This window comes from Pantoea coffeiphila (genome assembly GCF_016909495.1).
Classification (GTDB): Bacteria; Pseudomonadota; Gammaproteobacteria; order Enterobacterales; family Enterobacteriaceae; genus Erwinia; species Erwinia coffeiphila.
Genome location: NZ_JAFBFW010000007.1, coordinates 218,957 through 239,042, shown reverse-complemented (window position 1 = coordinate 239,042; position 20,086 = coordinate 218,957). Strand labels below are relative to the sequence as shown.

20 protein-coding genes and 1 tRNA gene are annotated in these 20,086 nt (G+C 54.9%); 13 read left to right on the top strand and 8 right to left on the bottom strand.

Going from position 1 to position 20,086, the window contains the following annotated elements; translation table 11 throughout:
• The first annotated feature begins 174 nt into the window (after positions 1–174).
• Positions 175–477, top strand: a complete 303-nt coding sequence (locus JOE09_RS21940) for an EthD family reductase (protein ID WP_205067305.1) — start codon at positions 175–177, stop codon at positions 475–477.
• A 168-nt stretch (positions 478–645) separates the two neighbouring features.
• Here JOE09_RS21940 and hemB read toward each other — a convergent pair whose 3' ends face one another.
• Positions 646–1,623 carry a porphobilinogen synthase gene (hemB, locus tag JOE09_RS21935; RefSeq protein WP_105595070.1) on the bottom strand — a complete coding sequence of 326 codons (978 nt, stop codon included), beginning with the start codon at positions 1,621–1,623 and terminating at the stop codon, positions 646–648.
• A gap of 255 nt (positions 1,624–1,878) precedes the next feature.
• Here hemB and JOE09_RS21930 point away from each other — a divergent pair, with 255 nt between their 5' ends.
• Positions 1,879–2,445, top strand: a complete 567-nt coding sequence (locus tag JOE09_RS21930; protein ID WP_200559717.1) for an NADPH-dependent FMN reductase — start codon at positions 1,879–1,881, stop codon at positions 2,443–2,445.
• Between the two features lie 194 nt (positions 2,446–2,639).
• Here JOE09_RS21930 and exaC read toward each other — a convergent pair whose 3' ends face one another.
• Together exaC and JOE09_RS21920 are read right to left on the bottom strand one after the other, a co-directional pair.
• Positions 2,640–4,160 (bottom strand): acetaldehyde dehydrogenase ExaC, encoded by a 1,521-nt coding sequence (gene exaC / locus JOE09_RS21925; RefSeq protein WP_105595072.1) that lies wholly within the window; start codon positions 4,158–4,160, stop codon positions 2,640–2,642.
• 197 nt (positions 4,161–4,357) lie between these two features.
• On the bottom strand, positions 4,358–5,080 hold the full coding sequence (locus JOE09_RS21920) for a glutamine amidotransferase (protein WP_205067326.1): 723 nt from the start codon (positions 5,078–5,080) through the stop codon (positions 4,358–4,360).
• Between the two features lie 225 nt (positions 5,081–5,305).
• Here JOE09_RS21920 and JOE09_RS21915 point away from each other — a divergent pair, with 225 nt between their 5' ends.
• Positions 5,306–6,208 carry an EamA family transporter gene (locus JOE09_RS21915; protein WP_205067325.1) on the top strand — a complete coding sequence of 301 codons (903 nt, stop codon included), beginning with the start codon at positions 5,306–5,308 and terminating at the stop codon, positions 6,206–6,208.
• A gap of 18 nt (positions 6,209–6,226) precedes the next feature.
• A complete protein-coding gene (locus tag JOE09_RS21910; protein ID WP_205067304.1) occupies positions 6,227–7,615 on the top strand; it encodes a CoA transferase in 1,389 nt (462 codons plus the stop codon).
• A gap of 178 nt (positions 7,616–7,793) precedes the next feature.
• Here the strand turns inward: JOE09_RS21910 and JOE09_RS21905 are convergent, their stop codons facing one another.
• The 3 genes from JOE09_RS21905 to ghrA all read right to left on the bottom strand — a co-directional run bounded on the left by JOE09_RS21905 (position 7,794) and on the right by ghrA (position 10,222).
• Positions 7,794–8,366 (bottom strand): TorD/DmsD family molecular chaperone, encoded by a 573-nt coding sequence (locus tag JOE09_RS21905; protein ID WP_205067303.1) that lies wholly within the window; start codon positions 8,364–8,366, stop codon positions 7,794–7,796.
• Between the two features lie 126 nt (positions 8,367–8,492).
• A complete protein-coding gene (locus tag JOE09_RS21900) occupies positions 8,493–9,230 on the bottom strand; it encodes a phosphatase (RefSeq protein WP_205067302.1) in 738 nt (245 codons plus the stop codon).
• Between the two features lie 53 nt (positions 9,231–9,283).
• Positions 9,284–10,222: a glyoxylate/hydroxypyruvate reductase GhrA gene (gene ghrA / locus JOE09_RS21895; protein ID WP_205067301.1), complete on the bottom strand. Its 939-nt coding sequence runs from the start codon at positions 10,220–10,222 to the stop codon at positions 9,284–9,286.
• Positions 10,223–10,452: 230 nt separating this feature from the next.
• Here ghrA and JOE09_RS21890 point away from each other — a divergent pair.
• Positions 10,453–10,540, top strand: a tRNA-Ser gene (locus JOE09_RS21890).
• Between the two features lie 140 nt (positions 10,541–10,680).
• On the opposite strand, the gene JOE09_RS21885 is transcribed toward JOE09_RS21890, so the two are convergent.
• Complete coding sequence (locus JOE09_RS21885) at positions 10,681–11,169, bottom strand: hypothetical protein (RefSeq protein WP_205067300.1); 489 nt, start codon at positions 11,167–11,169, stop codon at positions 10,681–10,683.
• Positions 11,153–12,109 (bottom strand): winged helix-turn-helix domain-containing protein, encoded by a 957-nt coding sequence (locus JOE09_RS21880; protein WP_205067299.1) that lies wholly within the window; start codon positions 12,107–12,109, stop codon positions 11,153–11,155. Before JOE09_RS21880 ends, JOE09_RS21885 begins: the two co-directional genes overlap by 17 nt.
• A 763-nt stretch (positions 12,110–12,872) precedes the next feature.
• On the opposite strand from JOE09_RS21880, the gene JOE09_RS21875 reads away from it, so the two are divergent.
• The 8 genes from JOE09_RS21875 to JOE09_RS21840 all read left to right on the top strand — a co-directional run bounded on the left by JOE09_RS21875 (position 12,873) and on the right by JOE09_RS21840 (position 20,067).
• Positions 12,873–13,427 carry a helix-turn-helix transcriptional regulator gene (locus JOE09_RS21875; RefSeq protein WP_234479927.1) on the top strand — a complete coding sequence of 185 codons (555 nt, stop codon included), beginning with the start codon at positions 12,873–12,875 and terminating at the stop codon, positions 13,425–13,427.
• A 32-nt stretch (positions 13,428–13,459) separates the two neighbouring features.
• Positions 13,460–14,002 (top strand): type 1 fimbrial major subunit FimA, encoded by a 543-nt coding sequence (gene fimA / locus JOE09_RS21870; RefSeq protein ID WP_200544170.1) that lies wholly within the window; start codon positions 13,460–13,462, stop codon positions 14,000–14,002.
• Between the two features lie 72 nt (positions 14,003–14,074).
• Positions 14,075–14,614, top strand: a complete 540-nt coding sequence (fimI, locus tag JOE09_RS21865; RefSeq protein ID WP_205067298.1) for a type 1 fimbrial minor subunit FimI — start codon at positions 14,075–14,077, stop codon at positions 14,612–14,614.
• A 54-nt stretch (positions 14,615–14,668) separates the two neighbouring features.
• A complete protein-coding gene (locus tag JOE09_RS21860) occupies positions 14,669–15,373 on the top strand; it encodes a fimbria/pilus periplasmic chaperone (protein ID WP_239553240.1) in 705 nt (234 codons plus the stop codon).
• Between the two features lie 80 nt (positions 15,374–15,453).
• The gene (locus JOE09_RS21855; protein ID WP_205067296.1) at positions 15,454–18,090 is read left to right on the top strand and encodes a fimbrial biogenesis usher protein; all 2,637 of its coding nucleotides are present in this window, start codon (positions 15,454–15,456) and stop codon (positions 18,088–18,090) included.
• A 7-nt stretch (positions 18,091–18,097) separates the two neighbouring features.
• Entirely contained in the window at positions 18,098–18,628 is a 531-nt protein-coding gene (fimF, locus tag JOE09_RS21850; RefSeq protein ID WP_205067295.1) for a type 1 fimbrial adaptor subunit FimF, read from the top strand.
• A 12-nt stretch (positions 18,629–18,640) separates the two neighbouring features.
• Positions 18,641–19,144, top strand: coding sequence for a type 1 fimbrial minor subunit FimG (fimG, locus tag JOE09_RS21845; RefSeq protein ID WP_205067294.1), 504 nt, complete (start codon positions 18,641–18,643; stop codon positions 19,142–19,144).
• A 17-nt stretch (positions 19,145–19,161) separates the two neighbouring features.
• Positions 19,162–20,067 (top strand): fimbrial protein, encoded by a 906-nt coding sequence (locus JOE09_RS21840; RefSeq protein ID WP_205067293.1) that lies wholly within the window; start codon positions 19,162–19,164, stop codon positions 20,065–20,067.
• The last annotated feature ends 19 nt before the right edge of the window (positions 20,068–20,086 follow it).

Here is a 20,086-nt window from a genome sequence, read left to right as displayed (position 1 = left end):
TCAGTATAGTCAGGGATCGGGGGGCTGCCAGGTTTAGTGAAAAATCAGAGGGTTCACGACATAAGCCGCAGCAGCATGATCGGCAGGACTCATCCCGCTAATCCGACCTCGTGCGCAACGGGTATACTTGCCCTGTTCAGATATGACTTATTACCTAAACCAGAGGATTTCCCGGTGATTAAATTCAGCGTGCTTTACCCCAACCGCAGCGATGCCCACTTCGACCACGACTACTACCGCGATGTGCATCTGCCGCTGATCAAAACGCGGATGGGTGACGCCTGCCTCTCTTATGAGCTTGATAAACCCTTAGGTGAAGATGCCCCGTTTATCGCCGCCTGCCACATTTACTGCGCAAGCCTCGAGGCGTTCCAGCAGGTGATGGCCCCGCACGCGGAAGAATTTACCGCCGACGTGGCGAATTTTACCAACGTGACGTCGGTTAAATTTATCTCAGACGTGGTGGTTAAGGGCTAACCGCGTTTGCGGGCAGAAGCAGAAGCAGAAGCAGAAGCAGAAGCAGAAGCAGAAGCAGAAGCAGAAGCAGAAAGTTAATCACACGTCAGGCGACACATTCCAGCCCGTAAAATAAACAGGCGGGCCACAGAGGTCCGCCTGACACGTCAACGGCTGTGATAACAGCCGTTACAGCAGTTTTCTTTCCGCCAGATCCAGCGCGAAGTAGCTGAAAATAATATCCGCACCGGCACGCTTAATTGCGCCCAGGCTTTCCAGCACCACGTCGGTTTCACTGATAGCGCCAGCCTGCGCGGCAAACTTAATCATCGCGTACTCACCGCTCACCTGATAGGCGGCCAGCGGCAGACGGCTGTGCTCGCGCACATCGCGCAGGATATCCAGATAGGCACCCGCCGGTTTTACCATCAGCGCGTCGGCACCTTCCGCTTCATCGATCAGCGACTCGCGAATGGCTTCGCGACGGTTCATCGGGTTCATCTGATAAGTTTTACGATCGCCCTTCAGCGAGGTCCCGGCCGCTTCACGGAACGGGCCATAGAAGGATGACGCGAACTTGGTGGAGTAGGACATGATCGCCGTGTCGGTGAAACCGGCTGCATCCAGCGCAGCGCGGATCGCCGCAACCTGGCCGTCCATCGCCGCAGAAGGTGCGATAAAGTCGGCTCCGGCCTGGGCGGCAACCACCGCCTGCTTGCCGAGGTTAATCAGCGTTGCATCGTTATCCACGCCGTGATCGTGCAGTACGCCGCAGTGGCCGTGGCTGGTGTATTCACAGAAGCAGGTATCGGACATCACAATCATCTCCGGCACCGTGTCTTTGCAGATACGCGACATGCGCGCCACCAGGCCATTCTCGTTCCAGGTATCGCTGCCGGTGGCGTCGGTATGATGTGAAATACCAAAGGTCATCACCGACCGCACGCCGGCTTTGGCAATTCGCTCGATCTCATAGGCCAGGCGCTTTTCAGGGATGCGCATCACGCCCGGCATGGCGGCGATCGGCTTATAGTCATCCAGCTCTTCTTCAACGAAGATTGGCAGCGCCAGATCGTTCAGACTCAGGCTGGATTCCTGGAACAGGGAGCGAAGAGAAGCGGACTGGCGTAAGCGTCTTGGACGCTGGATGAGAGAATTCGTAGACAAAACAACCTCGGTTTAACGACTCAGTCACCGGCAAAATCACGCGGCGGTGATGATAAAAGTGAATAGTGCGCTAACACTATACCTCCGGGCGGCAGATGACAATATTTGTGGAAATTACCTGCGCCTTAACGGCACAGAGTGCTTTGTTAGCTACAGAAAATTCACATTTTTTCCCCCTTCCCTTCACAGAGGCTGGTATTCTGCTTCGGCTCCTGCCGTTTTGACTTTCATTCTGAACATCAAAGGGAATCAAACATGTCTGACGTACGTCCGCTTAAATTCGTTACCCTGCTTGGCAGCCTGCGTAAAGCTTCGCTGAACGCCATTGTTGCTAACAGCCTGCCTGAACTGGCGCCTTCTGGCGTGGAAATCAGTCCGCTTGGCTCCGTGGCCGACTTCCCCCACTACGATGCCGATATTCAGGCGGAAGGATTTCCGGAAGCCGTGCTGGCCATGGGTGCTGCGATTGCCGCCGCTGACGGGGTGATTGTTGTTACGCCGGAATATAACTACTCGGTTCCCGGCGCGCTGAAAAACGCCATCGACTGGCTGTCGCGCCTGCCGGACAGCCCGCTTTCGGGTAAGCCACTGGCGATTCAGACCGTCTCTCCTGGCGCTATCGGCGGCGCGCGCGCGCAGTATCATCTTCGCCAGAGTCTGGTGTTCCTCAACGCCAACGTGATTAATAAACCGGAAATCATGATCGGCCAGGCGGGCAGCCGCATCGACGCGGAAAAAGGCACGGTCAGCGATGAGAGCACCCGCCATCATCTGACGGCGCAGCTGGACGCGCTGGCAGCGCTGGCTCGCCGCGCGGGTTAACCCCACACCGGCATCAGCTCCTGCGGAGCGTCGTGGCGCTGGCTTACCGCACGGGCTGGCCCCCCTACCGCAGTAGCGGCTGCATCGTTCTATTATGGCGATCCCGCAGCCAGCATAGCTGGCCCGTCGGTCAGACAGGCGTTTTTAAGCAATAAAAAAAGCCGGGATAGTCCCGGCTTTGACAATGCAGGCAATCAGAAGAAGCCGAGCGGCTGTACGCTGTAGCTGACCAGCAGGTTTTTAGTCTGCTGATAATGATCGAGCATCATTTTGTGGGTTTCGCGGCCAATCCCGGATTTCTTATAGCCGCCAAACGCCGCATGTGCCGGATAGAGGTGGTAACAGTTGGTCCATACGCGCCCAGCCTTGATCGCCCGGCCAACGCGGTAGGCACGGTTGATATCACGGGTCCAGACGCCGGCACCCAGGCCATAAATCGAGTCGTTGGCAATGGCAATCGCCTCAGCTTCATCTTTGAAGGTGGTAATGCCCACCACCGGCCCAAAAATCTCCTCCTGGAAGACGCGCATGCTGTTAGTGCCCTTCAGCAGCGTCGGCTGAATGTAATAGCCGCCGTTGAGGTCACCTTCGAGTTTCTCCACCCCGCCGCCGGTCAGCACTTCAGCGCCCTCTTTCTGCGCGATGTCCAGATAGGAAAGAATTTTATCAAACTGCTGTTGGGAGGCCTGCGCGCCGACCATGGTATCGGTATCCATCGGATCGCCGCGCCGGATGGTTTTCACCCGCTTCATCACCGCCGCCATAAAGGGTTCGTAGATGGATTCCTGCACCAGCGCGCGGGAAGGACAGGTACACACTTCGCCCTGGTTAAGGAAGCCGAGCACCACGCCCTCCGCCGCTTTTTCGATAAACGACTCTTCGGCCTGCATGATGTCTTCGAAGAAGATATTCGGTGATTTGCCGCCCAGCTCAACGGTGGACGGGATCAGGTTTTTCGCCGCCAGTTCCAGAATATGGCCGCCGGTAGCGGTTGAACCGGTAAAGGCCACCTTGGCGATACGCGGATTAGAGGCCAGCGCTTCACCGGCCTCCTTGCCGTAGCCGTGGATCACGTTAAGCACGCCTTTCGGCAGCAGGTCGGCAATGACCTCCACGAACAGCGTGATGGAAAGCGGCGTCTGTTCAGCCGGTTTCAGTACCACGCAGTTGCCCGCCGCCAGCGCCGGGGCCAGCTTCCAGGCCGCCATCAGCAGCGGGAAGTTCCAGGGAATAATCTGCGCCACCACGCCCAGCGGCTCGTGGAAGTGATAGGCGGCGGTGAATTCATCAATTTCAGCGGCGGTGCCCTCCTGCGCGCGCAGGCAGCCGGCAAAGTAGCGGAAGTGGTCCACCGCCAGCGGCATATCGGCGGCCAGCGTTTCACGCACCGGCTTGCCGTTATCCCAGGTTTCATTCACGGCAAGGTATTCCAGCTTCTCTTCCAGTCGGTCAGCGATTTTCAGCAGGGTCAGAGAACGCGCCTGTACCGAGGTTTTACCCCAGGCATCGGCAGCGGCGTGGGCAGCATCCAGCGCTTTTTCCACATCGTCTTTATCGGAGCGCGGAAACTGGCCGATATCCGAACCATTGACCGGTGAGGTATTGGTAAAATACTGGCCGTTAACCGGCGGCACAAACTCACCGTTGATGAAGTTGCCATACTGCGGTTTAAGCACGATCAGGGAATCTTTACTGCCCGGATAAGCGTAGCGCATCATCGTTCTCCTGTTGAAATTCACATCACTCGGCGGTATTAATTAACAATGAAATAACTAATTATTAACATTGTTGATAAAGACGAGAATGTCAGATCGCGCCAGCGGAAACTGTGACGAAGCCGGAAGGAAATGTGGATTTTACGGATCGGATGTGAGGTGGCTCACGAAGAGCCACCCGATGAATCGTCGCTAAACTAGGCGCGTTTCGCCGCTGGCTGCTGCTGCTGCCAGAAATCCTGCAGCAGCTGGCGTGGCCACTCCGGCTCCGGCTGATTGTGCATCAGCTTTTTAGCCTGCTCATCGCCAAGACTGTTATGCAGGCAGGCCGTCATAATTTCTGCGGTAAATTCAGGATGGAACTGCACCGACAGCGCCTGCGGGGAATAGCGGATAATCTGGCAGGGTTCCAGGGCAGAGCTGGCAAGCACCTGCGCGCCCGACGGCGGTGCCAGCACCGACTGACGATGGGATAGCCAGGCCGAAAAATGCTGCGGCAGCGAGGCCAGCAGCGGGTCCTGATGCCTTGTCGCGCTGGATTCCAGCTGCTGTAAGCCACGCTCCCAGCCGTTGGGGTTATCACCAACCTTGCCGCCCAGCGCATAGGCCATCAGCTGATGACCGTAGCAGACACCGAGCAGCGGCAGCTTTTCCGCCACCAGATGGCGCACCCACGCGGCGGTCCGCTCGCTCCAGTCGGCATGATCGGTCACCATCGCCCAGGAGCCGCTGAGAATGGCGGCGGAAATGGTTGCCGGGTCGGGCAACGTCTCGCCGAGGTCCGGGCGTACAACAATATACTCACCGGCCGACAGGCCAAGCGCCTGCACAAACCACAGCTGCTGATCGCCCACCAGCTCACTGACCGGCAGCGGCGGCGTTTCAAGTTGGATAATGGCTAACGGTAGCTTCACGCTTATCTCTCCTGGCTGAGTACAATTCCCAGTCTCTTATCCTGACACTTTGCTTGCTAACTGTCTTATAACTTTTCTGGCAAATTGTAAACAAAGCATCAGCTTAAGCCGCCGCGTATTTAGCGCCTTTTACGCGATGGCATGCTGAAAAAAAGTGGCACTTTAGCGCTTCATTCGCTGCATTTCATGCCATGATATTCAGGAGTGAAACGTTATTTTAAGGATTGTGCGGTGGCGCTGCGGCATTTTTTTCTGATACTTCTGGTGGTATCAATCTGGGCATTCAACAATATCGCCATCAAATGGGGCCTGATGGACCTTCCCCCGTTGATGATCACCACCCTGCGATTTGTGGTGGTGGCGTTGATTCTGGTGCCGTTTACCCGCGTGAATCTTCAGCAGCTGCGTTATCTTATCGTCCTGGCCTTTACCTTCGGCTTTATGCACTTCTCGTTACTCTTTATCAGCCTCAACAACACCGATGCCGGAACGGCGGCGGTGATCGTCCAGCTCGGTACGCCGATTGCTATGCTGCTGGCGATGGTGATCCTCAAAGAGAAGCTACGTCTGGTCCAGCTGGTGGGTATTGCGATCTCTCTGAGCGGCGTGGTGGTGCTGTCCGGCAGCCCGACAATCCCCAACTGGTGGGTACTGGTTCTGCTGCTGCTGAGCGCGCTGGGCTGGGCAATCAGCAATATGATTGTCAAAAAATCGCCGCCGATCAGTCCACTGACGATGACCGGCTGGCTGTCATTTCTGGCGATACCCATCGTTGGTTGCGCGTCCTGGCTGACCGAATCCGATCAGCTGACGCTGCTGGTTAACTCGTCCTGGCGCGGTTGGTTCGGTATTCTGTTTAGCGCTATTGGTTCGTCGATTGTTGCCTACTCTTTATGGTACAGCCTGCTGAAGCACTACAACGTTAACCTGATCATGCCTTATTCCCTGCTGACGCCGGTACTGGCGGTGATCATGGGCGTGCTGGTGCTCGGCGATGAGATGAACGGTTTCAAGGCTGCGGGTTCGCTGCTGGTCATTCTTGGAACGGCAATTGCGGTGATCAACCTGCGCAATCTGCGTATGCATGCAAAACTGGCGCGGTTCCGCTATGCGGGGCGCAGCAAACGACATTAAACATTTCTGGAGGGCGTGATGAACGATCGGATAACCGCTGAGCTCTGGCAGCAGCTGTGGCAGGGGTTACGCAATGCATTATCGCCCCCGCCTCCGCTTATCCTCTCCGGTCGCCAGGCCCTGGTGTCCGCTTATCCGGTCAGTGAACTGGCCACCACCAGCATTGCACTGGCTGCCCAGGCCGTCGCCAGCCTGATCGATAACTCCCAGCCGCTGCACGTTGACTCAGCCCTCTCTTCGCGCTGGTTCCAGCACGCCCTTCGCCCGATTAATCGCCCGCCAGTTTCACTGTGGGACCCGTTTGCCGGTGATTACGCCTGCGCTGACGGCTGGCTCCGCCTGCATACCAATGCGCCGCATCACCGCGAAGCGATGGAACGCGTGCTGGGCAGGCACGATAACCGTCAGGCGCTGGCCGCCACGGTCACGGGATGGGACCGTTTCACTCTCGAACAGGCCGTGGTGGATGCCGGTGGATGCGCGGCCGCGTTACGCAGCCGCGAGGAGTGGCAGCAGCATCCGCAGGGGCAAAGTGTCAGTCGTGAAGCGCTGATTGAGCAAAGCCTGCAACCCTGCGGACCACCTCCTGAATGGTCGCTCCCCCCTGCTCGCCCGCTGCACGGCGTACGGGTGCTGGACCTGACGCGAATTATTGCCGGGCCGGTCGCCACACGCTTCCTGGCCGGGCTGGGCGCAGAGGTGCTGCGCATCGATCCGCCAGGCTGGCAGGAACCCTCTTTAGAAGAAGAGATTACTCTGGGAAAACGCTGCGCGCGGCTGGACCTGAAATCAACCGAAGGGCGGCGTCAGTTCGAAATCCTGCTGGGTCAGAGCGATGTGCTGGTCCACGGCTACCGAGCCGATGCGCTGATTAATCTGGGTTACGATCGGGAAACCTTGCAAAAACTGAAGCCCGGTCTGATCGACGTCAGCCTGAACGCATGGGGATGGACAGGGCCGTGGCGAAACCGGCGCGGTTTTGACAGCCTGGTGCAAATGGCCTGCGGCATTGCCGACCGCGGGCGTCAATGGCAGGGAGGCGATGCGCCGGTGCCGCTGCCGGTCCAGGCGCTGGATCACGCTACCGGCTATCTGCTGGCGGCGGCGGTGCTGGAAGGAATGCGCCAGCGGCGACTGCACAGTACCGGGTTTGCCGCCCGCCTGTCGCTCGCACGTACCGCCAGCCTGCTGTCAGACTTCCCTTACTCTGTCGATGAGCAGCCTGCCGGGCTGGGTGCCAGACAGCCGCAGGATGAAGAACAGGAAACGGTGATTTCCCACTGGGGGATTGCGGCCCAGCTTCGCGCACCGTTCCGGCTGCCGGGAACACCGCTGCTGTGGTCACGATCGCCATCGCCGCTGGGTTCAGCCACAGCAGAATGGCTGGCGGTGAGTGAACAGCGTTAGCCCGTAAGCGATTAGAAAATGACGGCAAGATCTGCCTGAAACAAACACACAACCAGCCACAGCACGACAGCGCCTGAAGAAAACACGCAGCAGCCACAGTAAAACAGCAACTGAAGACTCGCGCGCAGCCAGCAACAGGAAAGATAACGCCCGAACAGGCTGCGCTGCAACGTGGTGCTTACTCGGTTTCGCCGCCCTGCTGCTCTTCCAGCTCGGCCAGCTCATCGCGCATCGTCTGCACGGCTTCACGGCTGATTGCCGCCAGCGTGCGGTAAAACGCCGTTGAAGCGTGAGCCTCCACCTTGCCGAGAAACGCGCCGCACCACGGCATCAGGAACTCATCGAACAGAGTGACCTGCGCCAGGAACTCATCGGCCTCGGACTGATCTTCCAGCCAGGAAGAAGCCAGCAGCAGTGCGCCAAAATGATCCGCCGGTCCTTCGCCCAGCGGCATGCCGCGGCTGGTCAGAAAAGCGCGAACCTCCACTTCCTGCGGCCCCTGCGGCCACTGCGAACCGTACGGCGGCACCTTGCACTCGCTGCCAACAAACAGCGCGTTATAGTCAGCTGCCAGCAGCTGCGGATCGCTGTTTTCCTGCAGGCGGGTCAGCAGTTCATCCTGCTCCAGCGGCCAGTGCTGTTGCAGCTTACCTGACTGAAGCAGAGTAAACAGCGGCACCAGCAGCGGGTCCTGCGGCTGGCGGTTATACAGCGAGCCAAGGATGCGGCAGATGATAGAAAACTCATTCATTAGTTCGATTCCAAAAGTATGTCAGGGCTGAATCATACTATAGATCCGGGGGCTGCTGGGGGTGAAAGCGGAACTGACGTTAGCGGATTCACTCGCAATCGCAGCCACTCCCCCCTCACAACCAAACTAAAACTCAGCAAACTCGTCTATCGTTTTGCCGGTGCGCAGCGCGAGGAAGTCGAGCAGGCGGCGCGGCGTAACGTTCAGCACGCGATCTTCCGGGAAATCGACCTCACGCATGATGCGCACGCAGTGCTCGAAATTACCAAGGGTAAAAGCGGTATGGGAATCCGAGCCGAGCGCCAGCCAGCCGCCCGCCTCTTTTACCGCTGCGGCAACGGCGCGGCAGTTCGGTTCACTGCCCTTACGGGAAGTGGTAAAGGAAGAGTTGTTGAGCTCCAGCGCCACATTGTACTTTGCCGCCGCTTCGGCTACCGCCTGAATGTCGATAGGATACTTCGGGTTGCCCGGATGGCTGATGATATGCACCAGTCCGTTGGCCATGGTGGCAATCATCGCTTTGGTATTATGTTCTTTATCCTGCGGTTGCAGCACCGGCTCATGGAAGCCGGCAACGATAATGTCGATCGCTTCCAGCATCGGCCCGCTGCAGTCAATCTCACCTTCGTTGTTTTTAATGTTCGCTTCAATGCCGCGCAAAATACCCACGCCGTCAATCACCCGCGGCCAGACTCTCATATTCACGAAGTGCCAGTAGTGCGGCGCATCGGCCATATCCGGGCCGTGGTCGGTGATCGCCAGCAGCTTAACGCCGCAGGTTTGTGCCTGAAGCACGTAGTCACGCAGCGTACTGTAGGCATGGGTGCTGGCAACGGTGTGCATATGAAGGTCAACGGGATACATGATTTACTCCTTAATGTTCAGGGCCGCACCGCTCACTGGGCGGCCCTTATCGTTTAGTAACCGCGTTCTAAATCAACGCGGCCTTCCGGCATCTGATTGTTTTCACACTGGGCAATCGCCCCTGCGATATAGTCCATAGCTTCCTCGGGTAAGGTTACAGCCGCATTATGCGGGGTAATGGCGATATCAGGATGTGACCAGAAAGGATGGTCAGCAGGCAGAGGCTCAACGTTAAAGACGTCCAGCGCGGCAGCGTTGACTTCCCCCGCCGCCAGCGCGGCCAGCAGATCGTCGTCAACCACATGCGGCCCGCGGGCCAGATTAATTAGAAACGCGCCGGGCTTGAGCTGGCTCAGCAACTGGCGATTAATAATGCCGACGGTCTGCGGCGTATTAGGCAGCAGATTAATCAGCACCCGGGTGCCGGAAAGAAACTCACCCAGCTGTTCCTGACCGTGGAAACTGGTAACACCCTCGATGTGCTTCGGCGATCGGCTCCAGCAGCGCACCGGGAAGCCCCAGTCCAGCAGACTTTTTGCCACGCTGCCACCCAGCACGCCCGCGCCTAACAGCCCGATAGAGAACGCTTCTCGCTGGTTGTTTTCCAGATGCTTCCAGCTAGCTTCACGCTTCAGCTGTTGATATTCGTTAAAACGACGGAACCAGCCGAGCACGTGATAGACCGCGTACTCCTGCATCTGGCGACTCATGCCGGTATCTTCCAGGCGGAACAACGGCACCCCGGGTGCCAGCATCTCAGGATGCCGCTTTAACTGGCCGAGAATATCATCCACCCCGGCCCCCAGCGCGAACACCCCTTTCAGCTGGCGTCCTTGCAGCATGGCGACGGGCGGTTCACGCACCAGCGCATAATCGGCAGGCAGGTCGTCGCCCGGCTGCCACAGTCGGACCCGCGCACCCGGCAGGCGGCGCTGAACCCCGTCAATCCAGGCCTGAGCGTTAAAAGAGGGATGGTAATAGATGATGTCCACGTTTTTTCTCCTGTTTTTCTTTAAGGCTCGGGTAAAACGCCGCAGCTGGCAAGAAAAAAATGGTCACGGATTCGTATTTTCAGGCTGGTTTGGCCTCTCTCCTGCCGTTTTTATCGGCAAAGTGATTTAAAACTGATTAAACGCACGCAAAAGCGTTGAAAGTCAGTTGACCGCAGCGAGGCTTTTCCCTACATTAGCGCCCGTCGACAACGCAGTTGCGATAACAATATGGTGAGGTGTCCGAGTGGCTGAAGGAGCACGCCTGGAAAGTGTGTATACGGCAACGTATCGAGGGTTCGAACCCCTCTCTCACCACCATATTTAAAGAGAAAGCCTGAGCGAAAGTTCAGGCTTTTTTTTATGCATAATTTCCGGAGAGAGGGGTGAGAAGCCTCGACAGGGTTCGACAAAACGGCAGGAATGACGTTTTGCACCACTTTTCAGCTTCGCATCACCCCTCAGTTTTGCACGCACATCAATGATGGCGAATACACGCCCTGTAGCACAAACGCATTCCCCAACTCTTTAATCTTTATGTAGCGACCATGATCGGGATCGGGGCTGATCATGACCTTGCTCATCACGTCATCAGCGGCATTATCTGCACTCCGTTTGGACATGGTGATATCGGTTAGATGATAAATGCCGTCCTTTTGTTGCTGGTAGCTGAATCCGTAAGAGCGCTCCACGTGGTAGGAAACGGCATTCGACTTCACCGTGCCCGACATATTGAAGTAGCCTTTGTTGTCATTCCCCATCAGCAGATAGGAGTTGAGACCGTCAGAGAAGTTGAAGGCATCAGAATCCACGATCAGGTAGCCGGTGCAGTCAAAACCGCTCTTGTTAGTCGGAGAGAAGACCCTGTACCCTAAAATTAATATGGCCACGACCACCGCAGTGGAAAGTATGTAAATTAATTTTCCCTGGAATTTAGCGCGTGATTTCATAGTCTGCTCTGTAATAATTTTCGCACGATGAGAATTTCTTACGTTTGTCGTCAACATAATTGCAGCGGGAGATAAAAATTCGGCCTTTTTTATCGGTCAAAACGGGCTCAGAAACGCGAACAAAGAAAATGCTGTTGCCGGAACACAACATGCCCTTCGTTGCGATAACATTTTGCAGAACGGCAAGAGACTTTTCTGATTCATGTGGATTAAAGCTTCTTACCGGGCAATTATCTATATTACCCAAAGACCAGGTCATCTCTTCCTGCCTGCCGCTATCCCCCATGATATATAAAGCAACAATACCGGCGACCAATACTGTCAAAACGATAGAAAGCAGCACGACCTTTACTTGCATGAAGGAAGGTTTAACCAGAATAGACTCTTCTGCTCGGACTTTCTCTGCAACGGTATTTTCGCGATGTTTATTTTCGAGGAATTGAGATTCAGTTGAATGACTTTCGTTAATTTCAGATTCTACAGCAGCGTCTTCAGCACTGTTATTGTTTACATTCCGCGCCCTATCAGGCTCTGATGCGGGGCGGGTATTGAGCTCAACCGGCGGCTCAATAACGGATTCAATGACTGTTCCACCCGCGGGTTCGCCGTCATCAAGCCTCTCCACGCGAACAGATTTAGCAATCATGAAACCCAATTTGGGTACGGTAACAATGATTTCGTCCGTACAGCCAAGATTTTTAAACACTGCCCTCAGGTCTGAAATGTACTTGTAAAGGCTATTGCTTGACGTTGATAAACCATAAGCATCCCATACATTTTCAAGCAGTTCATCTTTCGATATCACATTACCTTTGTGCTGCAGGAGATACGTCAGCAGTCGACCCGTCGTGGCAGTCAAAATTACTCGGGAATCGTCATCTGTCCACACTCGCCCGTCATCATTCCTGAAAAAAATCGACTCCTGAATCCTGTAGATCATGCCTCAGCCTTTGATTTATTTAAGTGCCAGATCTCTAAAGTAAAAATACACCATAACACAGCAGTTATTTTGACTAAAAAAACTTATAATTTAACTTAAAATCAGCATAAAAACCCAAATAGATGGAAATAACAAATACAAATAACCAATCTGGAATCACGGTGATAATCTTTACCCCATCGAAACGAGATGCACGCAGCAGCCTTAAAGCAACACAGATTAAAACGCTTGCCTGCAGACGTGAATCCTTAAACAGCGTGAATTGATGAGGAGCAAAAAACAGCAGAAATTGGCCACCATGCAGGTTAGTAGTCTGAACGCCGATTTCAACAACGGATATACGAAAAACGGTTAGATAAAGAAAAACATACGGAAAAAGGGATGAAATACCTTAGTGTTAGAAAGTTCTTACTCAACATTATCTTAAAAGTTATTCAGCACCTCGGGTGATTAACATGGAAACATGGCAACACCGCGGCGGGAAACGTTAAAAAAAAGTGTTATGTAGAGGAATACTACCTAAGAAAAATCCAATATAAAGAGTGTGCCTATTGCTTTTCAGTTAAATGATAATCACAGCCTATCAATAAGACAGTGAATTATCCTTAAAGCACAAGGTTAATTGAACTTAAAAATCGACACATAAACCACTTTGTGGGATTTAAAACTGGATTTTGCACATGACACAGACAAAGAAGCTGCTTTTGACCTTATCACATAGCTGAAGATTTTTAAGGTGGTAAATTATTGCGGAGTTATTGATATGTCGGGCACACAGGGAATAAGGGTCGATATCATGGAATTGAATTCAGGCATTAAACCGTCAAGGAATGTGTTATCACACGACCAATATTTTATCCTTGGCCTACTGGAACTGCTCGGCACAGATTTTATTGAAGCATTTTACCAGGTTGTTGACCTGGATTTTAATGACATAAATGAATGTAAGGACCTGCCTGCTTCCAGAAAAAAAACGGTGGCTTTCGCTTCCAGCGATTTGGCCTATTACAACTCCGAACTTTATAAGGAAGTAGCCGTTTTAGATAAAGGAAGCAGCCTGAAAGAAATTATTTCTTTCTTTGCGAGTGAAGACACACCAGGGAATTACCATATTAAATTCAACTTAACGCATCGTGAAAAACAGATGCTCAACATGTTAAGAAAGGGAGAAAGCAATAAGGAAATAGCTTTAAAACTTGGCGTAAAGCTAAAAACAATTTATTCACACCGGCGGAATTTAATGATGAAGCTGGGGTGTGAAAACAGAATTATGTTCCATAAATTATTTTTAAAAAACCGGCTCATTACATCTGAGTAATAGCCTCACCAATATGATAAAGGAAATATATCATGAAAAAATTAGCGATTGTTGTTCTGTCTGCCCTGTCTCTGACCTCTACTGCTGCTCTGGCTGCAACCACGACGGTGAATGGCGGTACGGTTCACTTTAAAGGTGAAGTGGTCAACGCAGCCTGTGCAGTCGATGCCGGCTCAATGGACCAGACCGTAACGTTAGGCCAGGTTCGTTCAGCTAAGCTCGCCGCTTTAGGTGATACCAGCTCGGCGGTCGGTTTCAACATCCAGCTGAACGACTGTGATACCTCCGTTGCGACCAAAGCAGCCGTTGCCTTCTCAGGAACGGCCATTGATAACGCTAACCCGGATGTACTGGCGCTGCAAAGCTCCGCTGCGGGCAGCGCAACCAACGTTGGCGTACAGATCCTCGACAGAACCGGCACGCCACTGAAACTGGATGGTGCTGACTTCAGCAATGCAACTGTCCTGAACGATGGCACCAACGTGATTCCATTCCAGGCGCGCTACTTCGCTACCGATGCTGCAACCGCAGGTACCGCGAACGCTGACGCCACCTTCAAAGTTCAGTACGAGTAAGACACTCATCACGCAGGGAAGCGAATCGGGCCAGGATGGCCCGCTATCCGCAACGGGACTGGGATGAACAAAATGCAAAGGATGAAATCGGGTCTGTTGATGTTGCTGTTACCCCCGCTGGCACTGGCGGGAAATCAGTGGCACGTCACCTTACCCGGCGGAAGTATGCGTTTCCAGGGGATCGTTATCGCCGAATCCTGTCGCGTTGAAGCCGGTGACCGGCAAATGACAGTCAGGATGGGGCAAATCAGTAGTAACCGTTTTCATGCCGCAGGGGAAGATGCCAATCCCGTTCCCTTCGACATTCAGCTGCAGGAATGCAGCACGGCAGTCAGTCAGCACGTGGGCGTGACCTTTCACGGCGTCGCTGATGGTAAAAACCCCGAGGTTCTCTCCGTCGGAGAAGGCCCAGGGATCGCAACCGGAATCGGTGTTGCACTGTTCGACAAAGATGACCAGTTGATCAGTCCAAATTCACCACCCGCTTCATGGACGCGAATTTATACCGGGCTGAACACATTACATTTCGTCGCAAAATATCGGGCAACGGGCAATCAGGTTACCGGCGGCATCGCGAATGCGCAGGCCTGGTTCTCCCTGACCTATCAGTAATTAACAGCATAGATACCGCCAACAGAACATACGGTGAATGCTAAAGGAGACAACATGAAAAAAACACTTAACTTCACTCGGGGCCTGTTGGCTGGCTTATTTATGGTTGCCACTGCGGGCTTGGTTCCGCAGGCAGAAGCCGGCGTTGCACTGGGCGCAACCCGGGTCATTTATCCCGCCGGGCAAAAACAGGTTCAGCTGGCCGTGACAAATAACGATGACAGCAGCACCTATCTTATCCAGTCATGGGTTGAGAATAAGGATGGAGTGAAGGACGGCCGTTTCGTTATCACGCCTCCGCTGTTTGCCATGCAGGGTAAAAAAGAGAATACCCTGCGCATCGTGGATGCCACCAACAATCAGCTGCCGCAGGATCGCGAAAGTCTGTTCTGGATGAATGTTAAAGCGATCCCGTCAATGGAAAAATCAAAGCTCAGCGAAAATACGCTACAGCTGGCCATTATCAGCCGCATCAAGCTTTACTATCGTCCGGCTAATCTCGCCATGCCGCCAGAGCAGGCCGCAGAAAAGATTAAGTTTCGCCGCAGCGCGGGTACGCTCACGCTGATTAATCCAACGCCTTATTACCAGACTCTCACCGAGATCAACGCCGGTACCCGAATTCTGGAAAATGCACTCGTGCCGCCAATGGGCGAAGTCAGCATCAAACTTCCTGCGGATGCAGGCAGTGATATCTCCTGGCGCACCATTAATGATTACGGTGCTTTAACCCCTCGCATGAAAGGCACGATGCAGTAAATCGATGGGGAGAAACGCTCTCCCCTTCCCCCAATTAACGAAAAGAAATGACTGCCGGGCGACTTCGGACCGGAGGGACTATGTCACATCTGAAATATGGACTCGACCGTTTGGCTTTCCGACGCGCACTGAGCAATGAATCGCAATCTTCCGGCAAATTCGCCCGCATCCCGCTCGCAATTTTACTGGCTTCGCAGACCTTTTCTACACAGGCAGAAATTTACTTTAACCCGCGTTTTCTGGCAGACGACCCCGCAGCAGTCGCGGACCTTTCTAACTTTGAAAAAGGACAGGAAGTCCCGGCGGGCACCTACCGCGTCGATATCTATCTCAACGACGGTTACATGACGACTCATGACGTCAGCTTTAATCCGGGTGAAGACGGTCATGGTTTGATTCCCTGCCTGACGCGCGGCCAGCTGAGCGATATGGGTGTGAACACCTCATCAATCGCCGGAATGGAGCTGCTGGGAAATGATGCCTGCGTAGCACTCGCTCAGATGATTCCCGATGCCACCAGCCGCTTTGACGTAGGTCAGCAGCGTTTATACCTGACCATTCCTCAGGCTTTTATGGGCGGACATGCTCGCGGCTATATTCCACCTGAAATGTGGGATAACGGTATTAATGCCGGTTTGCTGAATTACAACTTCACCGGTAACAGCGTTCACAACACGAACGGCGGCAACAGCAATTATGCTTATCTTAACCTGCAAAGCGGGCTGAATATCGGTGCCTGGCGCCTGCGCGATAACACCACCTGGAGTTACAGCAGCAGCGGCAGCTCCAACAGCAATGAAAATAAATGGCAGCACGTGAACACCTGGCTGGAGCGCGACATCACTTCATGGCGTTCACGCCTGACGCTGGGCGACAGCTACAGCAACAGTGATATCTTCGACGGTATCAACTTCCGTGGTCTCCAGCTGGCTTCCGATGACAATATGCTGCCGGACAGTCAGCGAGGCTTTGCGCCGTCCGTTCACGGTATTGCCCGCGGTACGGCACAGGTTTCGATCAAACAAAACGGCTACGAAATCTATCACAGTACCGTGCCACCGGGCCCGTTCACCATCAACGATCTCTACGCAGCGGGAAGCGGCGGCGATCTGCAGGTCACCATTAAAGAAGCCGACGGCAGCAGCCAGGTTTTCACCGTGCCCTACTCCTCCGTTCCGATCCTGCAGCGTGAAGGCCGTACCCGCTACTCATTTACCGCCGGGGAATACCGCAGCGGAAACGATCGGCAGGAAAACCCCCATTTTGTCCAGGGCACCCTGCTACACGGACTGGCCTCGGGTTTTACGATTTACGGCGGCGCACAGCTGGCAGATCGCTATCGTGCATTTAACCTCGGCGTGGGTAAAAACATGGGCGAGTTCGGCGCGCTGTCGCTTGATGTGACCCAGGCCAACGCCACCCTGCCCGATGACAGCGATCATCAGGGACAGTCGATACGCTTTCTGTATAACAAATCGCTCAGTGAAACAGGCACCAATTTTCAGCTGGTGGGTTATCGCTACTCTACCCGCGGCTTTTTTAGCTTTGCCGATACCACCTATAACCGCATGAGCGGCTACAACGTGGAAACGCAGGATGGCATCGTCGAGATGAAACCGGTCTTCAGTGACTACTATAACCTCGCTTACAGCAAACGCGGCAAAGTTCAGGCCAGCATCACCCAGCAGTTAGGACGCACTGCGACCGCCTATCTGAGCGGCAGTCATCAGACCTACTGGGGAACCGATGGCGCCGATGAGCAGCTGCAGCTCGGCGTGAACACCGCCGTTGATGACATTAACTGGACGCTGAGCTATAGCCTGACCAAAAATGCCTGGCAGCAGGGCCGCGACCAGATGCTGGCGCTGAACGTGTCGATTCCGTTCAGCCACTGGATGCGCTCCGACAGTCAATCCGCGTGGCGTAATGCCAGCGCAAGCTACAGCATGTCGAACGATCTCAATGGACGGACGACCAGCCTGGCCGGGCTTTACGGTACCGTGCTGGAAGACAATAACCTGAGCTACAGCATGCAGACCGGCTATGCAGGCGGTGGCAACGGCAGCAGCGGCAGTAACGGGTATGCGGCACTGAACTACCGTGGTGGCCATGCTAACGCTAACGTCGGCTACAGCCGGAGTGAAAATATTGATCAGGTTTATTACGGCATGAGCGGCGGTGTACTGGCGCATGCTAACGGCGTGACGCTAAGCCAGCCAATGAACGATACGGTCGTGCTGATTAAGGCACCCGGTGCAGGAAATGTGAAAGTGGAAAATCAGACCGGCGTTCGCACCGACAGCCGCGGCTACGCCGTACTGCCTTACGCCACGGATTATCGCGAAAACCGCATCGCGCTGAATACCAACAGTCTGGCGGACAACATTGAACTGAATGACGCCGTTGCCACCGTGGTGCCGACACACGGCGCGATTGTCCGCGCCGAGTTTAAGGCTCAGGTCGGCATGAAGCTACTGATGACCCTGACTTACAACGGTAAACCCGTGCCGTTTGGTGCCATGGCGTCTTCTGCCGACGGCCAGAATAGCAGCATTGTCGCCGACGGTGGCCAGGTGTATCTCAGCGGCATGCCGGCGGCCGGTAAGGTGCTGGTGAAATGGGGAGACGGGGCGGACGCCAGTTGCCAGGCCGATTACCGCGTGGCGAAAGAAGATCAGGAGCAGGCATTGAGCCAGCTGTCAGCGGTGTGCCGCTAAGGAAGCCATGATGAAAAAAACACTTTATCTGCTGGGCGCATGCCTGCTGCTGGCGTCTAACGGAGCCGCTGCGGCAGACAGCACGATTACCATCAGCGGCTACGTGCGGGATAACGCCTGCACTGTAGCCACTGAATCAAAAGACTTCACCGTCGATCTGATGAATAACGCGGCCCGACAGTTTCACGCGGTGGGCAGTACCACACCTCCGGTTCCGTTCCGTATCCTGCTGTCGCCCTGCGGCAGTTCGGTGACGGCGGTCAAAGTCGGCTTCACCGGCGTGGCGGATAACGATAATACCGCGCTGCTGAAGCTCAACACTGGCGCAGCATCGGCGGCTGGAATGGGGATTCAAATCCTTAACGCGCAGCAGGCAATGCTGCCACTGAACGCCACCTCCGCCAGTATTCCCTGGACCACGCTGACGCCGGGTCAGGCTAATACGCTGAACTTTTATGCTCAGCTGATGACCACCCGCATCCCGGTTACCGCCGGGCACGTGAATGCCACCGCAACGTTCACCCTTGAATTTCTGTAACGGGAGACTGAAATGAAATTGACCCGGAACGGATGGCTGCTGGCGCTGATGCTGTCAGTTGCCTCCCCGACTATGCAGGCCGCCGATGTGACAATCACCGTCAACGGCAAAGTGGTAGCGCAACCCTGTGCGGTTTCGACCAAAAACGCCGCGGTAGAACTTGGCGATCTCTACACCTTCAGCCTGGTATCCGCGGGTTCTTCGTCCGCCTGGCAGGATGCCACGCTGAATCTGAGCAACTGCCCTGCCGGAACTTCACGCGTAACGGCCAGTTTTAGCGGCACGGCCGATGCCACGGGCTACTACAAAAACCAGGGTACGGCGGGCAGCATCCAGCTTGAGCTACAGGATGATGCGGGCGCCACCCTCAATACCGGCACCAAAAAATCGGTACAGGTCGATGGGACCACCCAGACCGCCACGTTCCCGCTGAAGGTCAGAGCGCTGACGGTCAACGGCGGTGCCACTCAGGGCACTATCCAGGCGGTGATTAGCGTCACCTACACCTACGCCTGAATCCGGAGAATAGATAAATGAAAAAGATAATCACCCTGCTGACCGCGCTGCTGCTGCTGAGCTGGTCTGCCAACGTCTTCGCTTTTGCCTGCCGAACCGCCAACGGTGCAACCATTCCGATCGGCGGCGGCGCAGCCAGCGTCTACGTTAACCTTACACCGGCGGTCAGCGTCGGGCAGAACCTGGTCGTCGATCTGTCGTCGCAGATTTTCTGCCATAACGACTATCCGGAAACCATGATCGATTACGTTACCCTCCAACGTGGTTCGGCCTACGGCGGTGCGCTGGCCAACTTTACCGGCACCGTAAGATACAATAGTGCCAGCTATCCCTTTCCAACTACCAGGGAAACTGCACCGGTAACCTATACCTCAAAAGCCGACAAGGGATGGCCAACCGTGTTGTATCTGACTCCCATCAGCACCGCAGGTGGGGTCACAATCAAAGCCGGGTCGCTGGTCGCCGTGCTGATCCTGCACCAGACCAATAACAGGGATAACGACTCCTTCCAGTTCGTGTGGAATATTTATGCTAACAATGATGTGGTGGTGCCCACCGGCGGCTGTGACGTCTCTTCGCGTAACGTGACGGTGACGCTGCCGGACTATCCCGCATCGACCGCAGTGCCGCTGAACATCCGGTGTGCGCAGAACCAGCAGATCAGCTATTACCTTTCGGGCACCACGGAAGATGCCGGTAATTCTATCTTCACCAACAGCGCCTCGGCGTTACCTGCCCAGGGTATCGGCGTGCAAATGACCCGCAGCGGCACTGTTGTTCCGGCTAACGATCCGGTTTCACTGGGAACCGTTGGTCCAGCCGCGCGCGATCTGGGATTGACCGCCAACTATGCGCGCACCAGCGGAGACCTGACGGCGGGCAATGTACAGTCGATAATCGGCGTCACCTTTACCTATCAGTAACGCCTCGGAAATCGCGCCG

What these genes read in the sequence shown, in the direction of transcription:
- fimF (WP_205067295.1), top strand. Translation starts at nt 18,098, where the DNA reads ATGATGAAAAAAACACTTTATCTGCTGGGCGCATGCCTGCTGCTGGCG.
- JOE09_RS21900 (WP_205067302.1), bottom strand. Translation starts at nt 9,230, where the DNA reads ATGTATCCCGTTGACCTTCATATGCACACCGTTGCCAGCACCCATGCC.
- fimA (WP_200544170.1), top strand. Translation starts at nt 13,460, where the DNA reads ATGAAAAAATTAGCGATTGTTGTTCTGTCTGCCCTGTCTCTGACCTCT.
- JOE09_RS21910 (WP_205067304.1), top strand. Translation starts at nt 6,227, where the DNA reads ATGAACGATCGGATAACCGCTGAGCTCTGGCAGCAGCTGTGGCAGGGG.
- JOE09_RS21930 (WP_200559717.1), top strand. Translation starts at nt 1,879, where the DNA reads ATGTCTGACGTACGTCCGCTTAAATTCGTTACCCTGCTTGGCAGCCTG.
- JOE09_RS21860 (WP_239553240.1), top strand. Translation starts at nt 14,669, where the DNA reads ATGAAAAAAACACTTAACTTCACTCGGGGCCTGTTGGCTGGCTTATTT.
- fimI (WP_205067298.1), top strand. Translation starts at nt 14,075, where the DNA reads ATGCAAAGGATGAAATCGGGTCTGTTGATGTTGCTGTTACCCCCGCTG.
- fimG (WP_205067294.1), top strand. Translation starts at nt 18,641, where the DNA reads ATGAAATTGACCCGGAACGGATGGCTGCTGGCGCTGATGCTGTCAGTT.
- JOE09_RS21880 (WP_205067299.1), bottom strand. Translation starts at nt 12,109, where the DNA reads ATGATCTACAGGATTCAGGAGTCGATTTTTTTCAGGAATGATGACGGG.
- JOE09_RS21840 (WP_205067293.1), top strand. Translation starts at nt 19,162, where the DNA reads ATGAAAAAGATAATCACCCTGCTGACCGCGCTGCTGCTGCTGAGCTGG.
- JOE09_RS21855 (WP_205067296.1), top strand. Translation starts at nt 15,454, where the DNA reads ATGTCACATCTGAAATATGGACTCGACCGTTTGGCTTTCCGACGCGCA.
- JOE09_RS21885 (WP_205067300.1), bottom strand. Translation starts at nt 11,169, where the DNA reads ATGAAATCACGCGCTAAATTCCAGGGAAAATTAATTTACATACTTTCC.
- exaC (WP_105595072.1), bottom strand. Translation starts at nt 4,160, where the DNA reads ATGCGCTACGCTTATCCGGGCAGTAAAGATTCCCTGATCGTGCTTAAA.
- JOE09_RS21905 (WP_205067303.1), bottom strand. Translation starts at nt 8,366, where the DNA reads ATGAATGAGTTTTCTATCATCTGCCGCATCCTTGGCTCGCTGTATAAC.
- JOE09_RS21875 (WP_234479927.1), top strand. Translation starts at nt 12,873, where the DNA reads ATGTCGGGCACACAGGGAATAAGGGTCGATATCATGGAATTGAATTCA.